Source organism: Pseudonocardia yuanmonensis (assembly GCF_039542425.1).
Taxonomy (GTDB): domain Bacteria; phylum Actinomycetota; class Actinomycetes; order Mycobacteriales; family Pseudonocardiaceae; genus Pseudonocardia; species Pseudonocardia yuanmonensis.
In genome coordinates this window covers 155,411-168,273 of sequence record NZ_BAABIC010000003.1, presented here as the reverse complement: position 1 = coordinate 168,273, position 12,863 = coordinate 155,411, and the positions used below count along the sequence as shown (strand labels likewise).

Sequence of the window (12,863 nt, the reverse complement as noted above, 5' to 3'; positions counted from 1 at the left end):
ATCTCGACCTGCAGGAGTCGGGCGCCGAAGCGTCAGCGCGACCGCACACGACGTGCGACGAGGGGGAGACTGCGATGCAGCGCAGTGACCGGCGCGGTGTTCAGCGCCCTGCCGATCCGACCGTGTCCGTGGTGGTGCCCACCCGGAACGAGGCCCGCAACCTGCAGGTGGTGCTGCCGGCCATCGCGGCGGTGCGGCCCGCGGTCCACGAGGTGATCGTCGTCGACGGCAACTCGGTCGACGGCACGGTCGAGACCGCGCGGCGGGTGCTGCCGTGGGTCCGGATCGTCGAGCAGACCCGCAAGGGCAAGGGCAACGCGATGGCGTGCGGGTTCGCCGCCGCCACCGGGGACATCATCGTGATGTTCGACGCCGACGGCTCGGCCGACCCGGCCGAGATCCCGGCGTTCGTGGCGGCGCTGAAGGCGGGCGCCGACTTCGCCAAGGGCAGCCGCTTCGCGCGCGGCGGCGGCAGCGACGACATCACGCTGCTGCGCCGCAGCGGCAACGCCGGGCTCAACGGCGTGGCCAACGTGCTGTTCGGCACGCGGCACTCGGACCTCTGCTACGGCTACAACGCCTTCTGGGCCGACCTGTTGCCCCTGCTGGAGCTGCCGGCGGTGGACGCTCCCGCACCGGACGACGGGTCGATGCTCTGGGGCGACGGCTTCGAGATCGAGACCGTGCTCGCCTGCCGCGTCGCCGCGGCCGGGCTGCGGGTCACCGAGGTGCCCTCCTACGAGCGCGAGCGCCTCTTCGGCGACACCAACCTGCGGACCTTCGCCGACGGCACCCGGGTGCTGCGCACCCTGGCCGCCGAGCGGCGGCGCGCCACCCGGCGTCGCGAGGAGCCACCGGCGGTGTCGGCTCCCGCAGCCACCGCGGGGTCGACCGCGGGGCAGACGTCGCGGCCGGTGACACCGGCCGCCCCCGAGGAGCTCGCGGTGACGGGGCGGGTGACGGCCCCGCTCACGGCGCCGGTCACGGCCGTCCGCTACGGCACGCCCCTGGAGAACGCGGTCGCCGGCGCGGTGAACGGGCACGCGCAGAACGGCCTCGCACGCAACGGGCACACGAACGGCCACGCCAACGGACACTCCAACGGCAGCGTCAACGGGCACTCCAACGGGGCCGTCAACGGGCACGGGCAGAACGGGCACGCGAAGGGGCACGTCAACGGCCGGGCGCTCGGCACCGCCGACACCCTCCCGGTCCCACCGACGACCGAGTCGGTCGCCCTGACCACGGAGGCGCCCGAGCCCACCCTGCCGGCAGCCGACGCCGTCGCGCAGGCGCCGGTCACGCAGGCCCCGGCCGGGGCGACCCCGCCCTCGCCGCCCACGGCGACGGCCCCGCCCCGACCCGCGCCCCGCCCGTCGCCGCGCCCGTCCGACCGTCCGGCGGCCGGGACCGACCGTCCCGCGCCCCAGCGGACCGCGACGCAGCGCGAGGCGCTCGACGCGCGTTACGCCCTCGAGGAGGAGGCCTCCTGAGGGGCCCCCTCCTGCGGATCACCGGCGCCCGGCATACTCGCTCCGGGCGCCGGGGTCCGTCCGGCGCGGGCGCCGTGCGGCGGTACCGCCGCACGGGCCGGTGCGCCACGCGGTGACGGGCACGGGAACGGTGTCTACCACGACGAGGACCGGCGAGGGAACGGAGTGACGCGGTGAGCATGCCCTCCGCGGCGGAGCTGACACGCGCACGCACCGCGCGCCGCGGCGTCGCCCTGATGCTCGTCGTCGCCGGTCTGGCGGCCTGCGCCCTGAGCTTGCTGAAGGTCACCGGCGGCGCGGCCGGCGACCTGCGCCTCTTCATCACGATCGGCTTCCTGCTGCTGGGGCCCGGCTGGTCCGCGGCGGGCTTCCTGCGCCGCGCACCCGCGGCGCACGTCTGGCTGCTGACCGTCGGCGTCGGCGTGGCGACCACGCTGCTCGCCGCGCAGATCATGGTCAGCACCGTCTGGTGGCACCCGGATCTGATGCTCTACATCATCACCGGGATCAGCATCCCGTTCCTGCTGCGTCACGCGGTGGTCGCCCAGTGACCACACAGGACACCCGCCGGGGTGCCCGCGACGGCGGGTCCCCGCGCGAGGGGGCCGGCCGGGCCCGGACCGGCGAGGAGACGCAGGCCGTGCGCAGCGACCCCGACGCCACCCAGGTCCTCCGCCCGCTCGGGCCGGCCGCGGGTGCCGGCCAGGACGGCACCGACCCGCCCACCGCGGCGCTGCCGGTCGTGCCGGGGCCGCCGCCGGGCCCCGAGCCGCCGGCCGAGCCGTCCTGGCTCGAGCGGAACCGGGTCGTGATCGACCGCTGGCTCTCGCCGGTGCTCGCCTTCCTGGCGCTGGCGATGCTGCCGCTCGCCGTGGTCACCACGGACCTGGAGGCGCTCGACGGCTGGGGCCTGGCCAAGGTCCTCGGCGTCCCCGCCTGGCTGGCCCTGCTGTTCGCGATCGGTTCCTGCCTGTCCGAGCTCTACGCCAGGCGGCCACGCATCCCGATGCTCGGCACCGCGACCGGCGTCCTGATCCTCTGCTCGACCGGCCTCCCGTCGGTCGTCGAGCCGGCCGCCCGGTTCGGTACGGCCTGGACGATCACCGGCTTCGTCGACGCGGTCGCGGTCGCCAACGGCGTCCCGCCGCAGGGCCTCGACGCCCGGTTCTCCTGGCCCGCCTTCTTCGCCCAGTGGGCGTGGTTCCGCCAGGCCGGCGGCGCCGACCAGCTCGACGAGGTGCTGCGCTGGTTCCCGCCCGCCGTCGTCACGGTGTGGGCGATCGGCATCTACGCGCTGGCCCGCTCCATGCTGGGCGGCACCCGCGCGCCCTGGGCCGCGGCCTGGCTGTTCGTCGGGCTGAACTGGATCGAGCAGGACTACTTCTCCCCGCAGGCCACGGGCATCTGCCTGCTGCTCACGGTGCTGACCTTCGCGCTCGGCCCGCTGGCCACCCGCCGGACGGACCCGAGCGGCGTGCCGGGCTGGCCCGCCCCGCACCGGGACGCGAAGCGCCTGCCGCTGCTGCACCGCTGGCTGGTGTCGGGCATGACGCCGCCGAACCGGCCGACGCTGCCCCCGCGGCAGCTGCTGCTGGTCTACTTCTGCGCGGCGCTGTGCATCCTCGCGGTGATCCCGGCGCACCAGCTCACGCCGTTCGCGATCCTCGGCCAGCTGTTCCTGCTCGCCGTCGTCGGCCGCTACCGCGGCCGCGGGCTCGTGCTGATCGGCATGATCGGCGTGATCCTGTTCATCCTGATCGCCGCCCGGAACATCTGGACCACCCAGATCACGCTCTTCATCGGCACCGGCGACACCGGGGCCGCGCTGCAGGAGGGTGTGGCCGACCGGCTGACCGGGGACTTCGGCCAGGTCGTGGTCAAGTACGGCCGCGTGCTCGTCGCCGGCTGCTCGTACCTGCTGGGCATCGTCGGCGCCTGGGTCTACTGGCGCCGGCGCCGGGACCTCGTGCCGATCGGGCTCGCGGTGGTGCCGATGGCCTTCGCCGCGCAGGGCTACGGCAGCGAGGGCTTCCTGCGGATCGTGCTGTTCGGCCTGCCGATCCTCACCATCCTCGGCGCGGACTTCCTGCGCTGGACGGTGCGCAAGCGCTCGTGGATGCGCCCGGTGCTGGCCGTCGGGATGGTCGGGCTGTTCGGCACGCTGGTGTTCCTGCGCGGCGGCAACGACTCCTACCAGGTCGTCTACCCCGAGGACGCCGCGATGTTCCGCTCGGTCGTCGCGACCACCCCACCCGGGCAGAACGTCATCCCGGTGTCCGACCCCGGTCCGTTCGCGATCGAGGGCCTCACGCTCTTCGGCCGTGGCGGTGGCGTGCCGGGCTGTGGCCGGATCGGCGTCTCGAACGACCCGATCGGCTGCACGGCCAGGGTCTCGCCGGACGTCATCGTCAGCTTCGGGTCCATCGAGGCCCAGGGCGTGTACCTCTACGGCAAGCCGCACGACTGGTCCCTGGACTACGCGAACACGCTGGTCCAGCAGGGCACCTACTACTTCTGGTACCAGAGCCCGGACGACCCGTACGACTACGTGCTGCGCAAGGTCGGGGCGCCCGTGCTCCCCGGCGGCACCGCGGGGAGGCCCGGATGACGATCGACCCGGCCTTCGACAAGTGGGTGTGGCTGTCGTTCCTCGCCCTGCTCGTCGTGCTCGGCATCCGCGCCTGGGTGGTGGAGAGCAGCCGCAACCGGCTCGAGCGCACGCCCACCCGGGTGCGGGCGCTCACCGTGGCGTCCGTCGGCGTGGTCGCCGTCGTCGTCGCGCTGCTCACCATCCAGGGTGGACGGCAGGTCGTCCACTCCGTCCTGACCCGCACGGACCCGATCACCGGGCTCCCGCTGGACGAGCCGCAGCAGCCCGCTCCGGCCGCCCCGGCGGACCCGAACGCCCCGGCCGCGGACCCGAACGCCCCCGCGGCCGCCGACCCCAACGCGAACCCGAACGCACCTGCCGCAGGAGCCGCGCCCTGACCTGGGTCGGGGCAGAGGATTTCACCGCGATATCGTGACCGCCGCTGCGGGCGCGGCGACCCGGGGCCCGGGTCGTGGCGACGCGGGGGCAGGCACGCAGCGTTCCCAGAGGAGGGCTCGACACCTCATGTCGGACAAGGTCTACGACTTCGTCGTGGTGGGCGGCGGCGCCGCCGGATGCGTTCTCGCCAACCGGCTCAGTGCGGACCCGGCCCACCGGGTGCTCCTCCTCGAGGCCGGGAAGTCGGACCCGTTCTGGGACGTCTTCACCCACATGCCGGCGGCGATGGGCCTGGCGATCGCCAGCCGGAGCCACAACTGGCACTACGTCTCCGAGCCCGAGCCGTTCATGCAGAACCGCCGCATGGACCTGCCGCGGGGCAAGCTGCTCGGCGGCTCCGGCTCGATCAACGCCATGACCTACGTCCGGGGCCACCCGGCGAACTTCGACCAGTGGGCGAAGGTCCTCGGCGACGAGGCCTGGGACTACGCGCACGTGCTGCCGTACTTCAAGAAGATCGAGGACTCGGTGACCTTCGGGGGCAACGAGTACCGCGGTCGCGGCGGCCTGCAGACCGTCGAGCGCGCCCCGGCCGACCACCCGCTGTTCGCGCTGTTCTTCGAGGCCGCGCAGCAGGCCGGGTACAACCTCACCGCCGACCTCAACGGCGCCGTGCAGGAGGGCTTCGCCGCGTTCGACCGCAACATCCGGCGCGGCCGGCGGCAGTCGTCCTCGCAGGCCTACCTGCACCCGGTGATGGGGCGGCCGAACCTCGAGGTCCGCACCCGCGCCCTGGCCACGCAGGTCGTGTTCTCCGGGACCCGGGCCGTCGGGGTGACCTACCGGGGCGCGGACGGGCACGAGGAGATCGTCCGGGCCAAGGAGGTCGTCCTGTCCGGCGGCGCCTTCAACACCCCGCAGCTGCTGCAGCTGTCCGGCGTGGGCCGCGCCGAGGAGCTCGAGGCGGTGGGCGTGGCCCCGGTGCACGACCTGCGCGGGGTGGGCCACAACCTCGAGGACCACCTGGCCGTCCAGGTCCAGCACCGGTGCACCCAGCCCATCTCGATGGTGCACATGAAGGACAAGAAGAACTGGCCGAAGATGGGCCTGCAGTGGCTCGCCGGCCGGGGCCCCGCGGTGAGCAACCTCTTCGAGGCCGCGGGCTTCATCCGCAGCAACGAGGACATGGAGTTCCCGGACGTCATCGTCGGGTTCGCGCCCATGGCCATGGCCTTCGACGAGAAGCGGATCGTGGAGGGGCACGGCTACCAGGTGCACGTCGGCACCATGGCGGCGCGCTCCCGCGGCAGCGTCACGCTGCGCTCGGCGGACCCGACCGAGCACCCGCGGATCATCTTCAACTACCTGGACAACCAGCGGGACCGGGACGACTGGGTCAAGGCGATCCGGATCGCCCGCGACATCATGTCCCAGCCGGCGTTCTCCGGGGTCGACGGGGGCGAGGTCGTCCCCGGGCCGGACTTCCGGACGGACGAGGAGATCCTCGACTGGATCTCGCACACCGCGCAGACCGGGCTGCACCCCACGGGCAGCGCCCGGATGGGGCGCACCGCGGACGACGTCGTGGACCCCGGCACGCTGCGGGTGCACGGACTCGAGGGCGTCCGGGTGGTCGACGCGTCGATCTTCCCGACCGTGACGAACACCCAGACCTACGCGCCGACCCTGATGGTGGCCGAGAAGGCGTCGGACATGATCCTCGGCAACACGCCGCTGGAGCCGGTGCGCCTCGCCCGCCCGCAGGTCGTCTCCCAGGCCCGGCCCGCCGCGGCCCCGGAGGGCGTGGTGGCGCCGGCCGGTTCGGCCTGACCCGGCCCGGTCCTCACGAAAGACCCGGGCCGGTCGTCGCCCCGTCCTGATCGGACGGTCCGAACCGGACCGGGCACACGTACCGTCGACGAACCACTCGAGGAGAAGCATGGAGCTGCCGGGGCGGGCACCGGCCTGGGTCGGCCGGGTCGAACGACGGGCCGACGGGCCGGACGCGCTGGACCTGTCCGTGGACCCGCGCTACCTGGCGGCCCGGCTGCTGGTCACGGACGGCGGCGTGCCCGCCGGGCTGATCACGGTCGGCCTCACGGGCGGCCGCGCGACCACGTCGACGGTCCGCGCCGCGATCGAGGCGCAGCTGGGTCCGGACACCGTCGACAGGGCCGCGGAGCAGGCGCTGCCGCCGTCGGACGAGCCGCTCACCGTCGTGATCGCGACCCGGGACCGGGCGGAGAGCCTGCGGACCAGCCTCGCCGCCGTCGTCGCGGGGGACCACCCGGCCGTCACCGTGATCGTGGTGGACAACGACCCGCCGGACGAGAGCACCCGGCTGGTCGCCGAGGAGTTCGCCGACCGGGGCGTGGTCTACGTGCGCGAGCGGCGGCGCGGCCTGTCGGTGGGGCGCAACCGCGGCCTGCGCGAGGCGGTGACCCGGCTCGTCGCCTTCACGGACGACGACACCGAGGTCGACCGCCAGTGGGCGAGCCGCATCGCCGCCGTGTTCGCCGCCGAGCCGGAGCTGGCCTGCGTCAGCGGGCCGGTGATCGGCGCCCGGCTGGAGACCGAGGACGAGCTGGCCGCGGAGCGCGCCCTGGTGTGGAACCGGGGCTTCGAGGCACGCCGCTACTCGCTGGCCGATCCGCCCGCGGACTCCGCGATCTTCCCGTTCTCGCCCGGCCTGTTCGGGATCGGCGCCAACTTCGCAGTGCGGGCGGACGTCGCGCGTGCGGTCGGCGGCTTCGACGAGGCGCTCGGTGCGGGCGCCCCGACCCGCGGCGGCGAGGACTGCGAGTTCATGGTCCGGCTGGTCCTGGCCGGGCACCGGGTCGGCTACGACCCGGGCGCCTTCGTCTGGCACCACCACCGGTCCTCGCCGGAGGAGCTGCGCCGCCAGCTGCGCGGGTACTCGATGGGCCTCGGTGCGTTCCTCACCAAGATCGCCCTGGACCCGCGGGCCGGGGCCATGGCCGCGAGGCGCCTCCCGGCCGCGGTCGCGCAGTTCCGGCAGATCGGCGCGCGCGAGGCCACGGCGGGGGAGGGCGTCGCCGCAGGCGGTCCCGTCGAACGGCTGGCCTGGATCGTCGACGGCGGCTCGGCCTACGTCCGGGGCCGCCGGGCGGCCCGGCGGGCCGGCGGCCGGGTACCCCGACTGTCCCCTGTGAACTCCCACGTCACGTCCGACCGGTGAGGTCGTTGGACTCGGTGACGGGGGCGTCGGCGGGGTGCTCTACGCTCCCCGGCTGTCCGCTTTGTCCGTTCTGAGTCGTCCGATGTGACCGAGGAGTCCCAGTGTCCGAACCATCCGGGGACGGTGGTGGCGGTGCCCCCACCCGGGGGATCTCCCGCCGCACCGGCCTGATCCTCGCCGGTATCGCGGTCGTCGCCGTGATCGCCCTGGTCGCCGTGCTCGTCGGCCGCCCGTCGTCGGACTCGGGGACCACCGCGGGCAGCGGTGCCGTGTCGGAGCCGGCCGGCCCGACGACGCCGACCCGCAGCCAGAGCGCGGGCGCCGACACCAGCGCGGCCACCCTGCTCGGCTGGGGGGAGCCCAGCCGGGTCGACGAGTTCGACGGCCCCCGGCCCGCCGGCTGGAGCATCTACCGGGGCGAGGGGCACGACGGGAACGGCCGCCGCACGACCGAGTCGATCCAGGTGAACGACGGCATCCTCACCATCAAGGGCGACGCGCAGGGCAACACCGGCGGTCTCGCGCTCAACCCCGGCCAGATGTACGGGCGCTGGGAGGGCCGGGTGAAGCTGCCGGTCAGCGACCCCACCTACCACGCGCTGCTGCTGCTGTGGCCGGACGAGGAGAACTGGCCGGAGGGCGGCGAGATCGACTTCATGGAGGCGACCTCCGGCGACCGGCAGAACGTGAACTCGTTCCTGCACTACAGCGAGGACAACAAGCAGGTCGAGCACTCCGTCGACGTGGACGCGACCGAGTGGCACAACTGGGCGGTCGAGTGGACGCCCGACCACGTCATCGGCTACCTCGACGGGCGCGAGTGGTACCGGGTCGAGGACAAGGACAAGCTCCCGCCGGGCCCGATGCACCTGTGCATCCAGCTCGACTGGTTCCCCGAGGACGGCGACCCGAACAACGTCCGGCCCTCGGAGATGCAGGTCGACTGGGTCAAGGAGTACAAGGTCGACGCCTGACCCCCGGACCTGACCCCCGGACACGGAACCGGCCGGTGCCCCCGCGAGGGGGCACCGGCCGGCGTCGTTCCCGGGGGTTCGGGGCGGTCAGGCCCGCCGGACCGCCCGCATCTTCAGCGTCTTCGCGTTGGCGATGTCGATGCTGCCCGTGTCGGTGTCGATGTCCGGGTCGAACCAGTCCGGCACCGGGGCGGCGATTCCCGGGGCGATCCGCTCGGAACTGTTGAACGTGTCCGGTTTGACCCGGCCCGCCGCGCGGGCCGCGAACCACGCGCCGACGGACGCGATCGTGCGGGTCACCTCGGCGCGGCCCGGCCGGACGTGTGCGGCCAGCGCCTTCTGATACCACTCCATCTGCACCCGCAGCGCGTGCTCGAGGCTGTAGTGCCGACGCACGAGCTCGAGGGCGAACGCGGCGTTCTCCTTGCGGCGCACCTCGTCCGAGAGCAGGGTGTGCAGCTCGCGCACCAGCACGTCCTCGCCAGTGCCGCCGTCGCCGATGCCGTAGAAGCCGCGCCAGCGGAACAGCCGCGCGGACTCGCGGTCGAGGATCTGGAAGTAGCCGCGCTCGCCCTGCACGATGCAGGGCTTGCCGAAGGCCATCGCGCGCAGGATCGACCCACCCATCCCGAGCGCGATGTCCGCGGCGGCGTAGGCGGGTCGCGGGTCGACGCGCAGCCCGGGCAGCAGCACGACCTCGCGGCCGGCGCGCGCGTTCGTCGCGTCGGCCAGGGCCCGCAGCTCGGGCATCGCGGGCCCGTCGCCCACCATCACCAGCCGGATCCGGTGGTACGGCGCGATGCGGCCCGCGGCGCGGATCGCCGTCTCCAGGCCCTCCTGCTTGAGCGCCCGGGCGAACCGGCTGACCACGACGACGGCGATCTCGTCCGGCGCGATGCCGAGCTCGGCCCGGAAGGCCGCGGCGCCGGGGTAGTCCGGGTACTGGCCGACCGTGTCCGTGGGGATCTCGAGGACGCCGATCGGGCCGCTGCGCTCGCGGGTCTCCATGGCGATCAGCGGACCGCAGACCTGCAGCGGCACCGTGCCGGGCATGAAGTCCGGCACCGACATGCTGTTGATCGTCATGGTCATCGGCACGTCGTCGAGGCGGTGCGGGCCGAGGAACGCGAGCAGCGCAGGGGTCAGCTCGTAGGCGTGGATCAGGTCCGGCCGCACCCGCCGGGCCAGGTCGCGGACCCGCTTGTAGGCGGCCCGCGCCGTGGGCGCGATGTTGTCCGGGACCAGCTCCTCGACCGCCTGGAACGGCACGCCCCGCTCCCGGATGACGTCCTCGAGGACGCCGGGCGGACCGGCGATCACGACCTCGTGCCCCATGTCCCGCACACCCGCGGCGAGGTCCACCGAGTTGCGCTGGCTGCCGCCGATGTCCAGGTTGTGCAGGACGACGAGCAGGCGCAGCGGCCGGTCCGTCGGCCAGCGGCTCGCGCCGGGGGCGCTGTGCGCGTTCACTCCTCGGGTCTCCCTCGTGTGTGAAGAAGGGCCGTCCGTCAGGACGGGCGTCGCCCCGCTCCGGACGCCAGTCCGGCGACGGGGGTCGGCTCTGTCGGGGGGTCGGACCGGTCGGCGGCGGCGGCGTCGTCGCCGGGGCGGCCGGTCTCCTCCTCGACGGCGTCGCGGCGCAGCGTCCGCATGAAGCGGACCAGCGGGACGGCGACGACGAGCGCCGTGACGGCCTGGGCGAGGAGGAACGCCAGGCCGGCGCCAGCGATGCCCATGCGGCCCATGAGCACCACCGCGAGCCCGATGACCAGGGCCGCGGTGAACACCTCCAGCACGACCACGCGCCCCATCTGGTTGCGCAGCCGGGAGGTGTTGATGAAGTTCATGTTGACGATCGTGAAGGGGATGGCGAGCACCGCGTAGCGCAGCACCCAGGTGCCCTGGTCGGAGTACGAGTCCCCGAGCACCGACAGCACCCAGGGGGCCAGGAAGAACAGCGCGGGCACGCCCAGGCCGCCGATCAGATAGCTCAGCCGGAACGTGCGCTTCATCAGCGCCCACTGCTGGCGCCGGTCGTGGCTGGTCTCCACGACGTAGGAGGAGCTGATGTTCCAGATCAGGACGCTGAACGACTCGGCGATCAGCCACGGCAGCGCGAAGTAGGCGTTGGCCTCGGTGCCGAGCGAGGCGACGACCAGCAGCGGCAGAACCAGCGGGATGATCACCGTGACGGCGCCGGTGGCGTACTCCGCGAGGAAGATCGTCAGCAGCCCGCGTCGGTCCGGCATCGGGGGCGTGCCCTCGCCGGGCGGGGGCACGCGGGGGAGCAGCCGCAGGAACAGGAACGGCGAGATCGCCAGCTGCAGCACGATGATCGGGATCGCCCAGGCGACCAGGATGCCCTTCTCGAACGCGAGGTTCGCGAAGAGGATCAGCAGCCCCATCTTCCCGAGCGCGAACAGCAGCTGCTCGAGCGGGATCCAGGTCGAGCGGCGCAGCCCGGTGAGCACCCAGTCCTGCAGCGTCGACAGCGCCAGCAGGGCCACGAGCAGCGGGAACGCCGCCCGGTCCCACAGGGTGGGGAACAGCTCGTCGTGCGGGAAGAAGAGGAGGAAGCCCGCACCGAGCAGCAGGGCGATCGCGGTCGCGATGCCGTACCCGCCGAGCACCAGCGTGCGGGCCTTCGTCCCCGCCGAGGCCAGGACGCGACCGAAGAGCAGCCCGACGTTCGACGCCGCGACCTGCGACAGCATGGTCGCGGTGGACAGGATCGCGGACGACCGGCCGACCTCCGCGGCCGGGAGGCGCGCGGCGATCGCCCAGAAGCCGAGGCCCACGAGGGCGGTGATGCCCGTGGCGGCCATCAGCGCGAAGGCGTTGAGCTCGAGGCTGGGCAGCAGCGAGCGGCGCCTGCGGGGCGGATCGGCGTCGGCCGCCGGCTCCTGTGCCCGGTCCGTCTCTGCCACGGGGCTCTCGACGACCGGCTGCTCGGCGGTCGGGACCTCGGTGGCCCCGGCGTGGGTCGCACCCGGTACCTGCGCGGTCCGCAGACCGATGGTGTCGACCGCCGCGTTCTCCGCGGTGCCCGGGGCGGGCACCTGCAGCGCAGCGAACCGCTCGGTGGGGGGATCGGCGTACGGGTCCGCACCCGGGCCGGTGACCCGGTTCCGGGGCGCGCCCGCGACGGACCGGCCCGGACCGCCCGCGAACCGCTCGTCGCCGCGCACCGGACCCCTGTCTCGCTCCACTACCGCAGTACCCCGTCAGACCTGTCCGTGCCGCGCGCATCCGCGGGCGCCGATCGCCGCTCCTCGTCTCGGTCACCGGAGCCTAATGGTCGACTCGCCGAGGCCGGTCCCGGGGTGTAGCCTGCCCGGTTCCCGCACGGAGGGCCGTCACCTCCCCGGACCGTCCATCGGGGCCCCGGCGCGACGCGTTACACGGGGTCCTTGCGTCGTCACGCACGGCGGGCTCCGGCCGGGCCGCGGGACCGTCGCGGGCCGCGGCTATCGTCGCGCCGCACGGACCGGACGGACGGCGGGAGCGCGCATGACGGGGACCACGACGGGTGTGCGGGTGCACCCGCAGGGGCTGTGCGAGAGCACGGAGGTCGGCGACGGCACCCGGGTGTGGGCCTTCGCGCACGTGCTGCCCGGGGCCCGGGTCGGCCGGGACTGCAACATCTGCGACGGCGCCTTCGTCGAGGACGGTGCGGTGCTCGGCGACAACGTGACCGTCAAGAACGGCACCCTCGTCTTCTCGGGCGTCACCTGCGAGGACGATGTCTTCCTCGGACCCAACGTGCTGTTCACCAACGATCTGCGGCCCCGCGCGGCGATCAAGCGCGGGCCGGAGGCGCTGCTGTCGACCGTCGTCCGTCGCGGCGCGACGCTGGGCGCCGGCGCGGTCGTGGTCTGCGGCACCGAGATCGGCGAGCACGCCTTCGCCGCGGCGGGCGCCGTCGTGACCCGCTCGGTGCCCGCCCACGCCTTCGTCGCCGGCAACCCCGCGCGGGTCAAGGGCTGGGTCTGCGTGTGCGGCGAGCGCCTCGGCGCGGACCTGGTGTGCCCGGAGTGCGGCACCGCGCACGAGCGGGCCGGCGAGGGACTGCGCGTCAGGGCCTGACGGGGCCGTCGCTAGAGTCCGGCCACGGGAGAGTCCACCGGGGACCCGCCGGCGTCCGGCCGGCCGGCCGCCCCCGCCACGGGACGTCGCCGCCCCCGCCCCGCTGCGGTGACCGTGCCGCA

General features: G+C 74.0%; 10 protein-coding genes. 8 read left to right on the top strand and 2 right to left on the bottom strand.

Going from position 1 to position 12,863, the window contains the following annotated elements; all coding sequences use genetic code 11:
- Window positions 1–74: 74 nt before the first annotated feature.
- The 7 genes from ABD990_RS05440 (at window position 75) to ABD990_RS05410 (ending at window position 8,655) form a co-directional block, all read left to right on the top strand.
- Entirely contained in the window at window positions 75–1,493 is a 1,419-nt protein-coding gene (locus tag ABD990_RS05440) for a glycosyltransferase family 2 protein (protein WP_345378761.1), read from the top strand.
- Window positions 1,494–1,666: 173 nt separating this feature from the next.
- Window positions 1,667–2,044, top strand: coding sequence for a hypothetical protein (locus ABD990_RS05435; RefSeq protein WP_345378759.1), 378 nt, complete (start codon window positions 1,667–1,669; stop codon window positions 2,042–2,044).
- The gene (locus tag ABD990_RS05430; protein WP_345378757.1) at window positions 2,041–4,101 is read left to right on the top strand and encodes a hypothetical protein; all 2,061 of its coding nucleotides are present in this window, start codon (window positions 2,041–2,043) and stop codon (window positions 4,099–4,101) included. Before ABD990_RS05435 ends, ABD990_RS05430 begins: the two co-directional genes overlap by 4 nt.
- On the top strand, window positions 4,098–4,481 hold the full coding sequence (locus ABD990_RS05425) for a hypothetical protein (protein WP_345378755.1): 384 nt from the start codon (window positions 4,098–4,100) through the stop codon (window positions 4,479–4,481). Before ABD990_RS05430 ends, ABD990_RS05425 begins: the two co-directional genes overlap by 4 nt.
- 127 nt (window positions 4,482–4,608) lie before the next feature.
- On the top strand, window positions 4,609–6,312 hold the full coding sequence (locus ABD990_RS05420; protein ID WP_345378754.1) for a choline dehydrogenase: 1,704 nt from the start codon (window positions 4,609–4,611) through the stop codon (window positions 6,310–6,312).
- A 109-nt stretch (window positions 6,313–6,421) separates the two neighbouring features.
- Window positions 6,422–7,681 carry a glycosyltransferase family 2 protein gene (locus ABD990_RS05415; RefSeq protein WP_345378753.1) on the top strand — a complete coding sequence of 420 codons (1,260 nt, stop codon included), beginning with the start codon at window positions 6,422–6,424 and terminating at the stop codon, window positions 7,679–7,681.
- Between the two features lie 101 nt (window positions 7,682–7,782).
- On the top strand, window positions 7,783–8,655 hold the full coding sequence (locus tag ABD990_RS05410; protein WP_345378751.1) for a glycoside hydrolase family 16 protein: 873 nt from the start codon (window positions 7,783–7,785) through the stop codon (window positions 8,653–8,655).
- Window positions 8,656–8,742: 87 nt separating this feature from the next.
- On the opposite strand, the gene ABD990_RS05405 is transcribed toward ABD990_RS05410, so the two are convergent.
- Window positions 8,743–10,125, bottom strand: coding sequence for a glycosyltransferase (locus ABD990_RS05405; protein WP_345378750.1), 1,383 nt, complete (start codon window positions 10,123–10,125; stop codon window positions 8,743–8,745).
- Window positions 10,126–10,163: 38 nt separating this feature from the next.
- Window positions 10,164–11,864, bottom strand: coding sequence for a lipopolysaccharide biosynthesis protein (locus tag ABD990_RS05400; RefSeq protein WP_345378749.1), 1,701 nt, complete (start codon window positions 11,862–11,864; stop codon window positions 10,164–10,166).
- A 301-nt stretch (window positions 11,865–12,165) separates the two neighbouring features.
- On the opposite strand from ABD990_RS05400, the gene ABD990_RS05395 reads away from it, so the two are divergent.
- Window positions 12,166–12,741, top strand: a complete 576-nt coding sequence (locus tag ABD990_RS05395) for an acyltransferase (RefSeq protein WP_345378748.1) — start codon at window positions 12,166–12,168, stop codon at window positions 12,739–12,741.
- Window positions 12,742–12,863 lie beyond the last annotated feature (122 nt).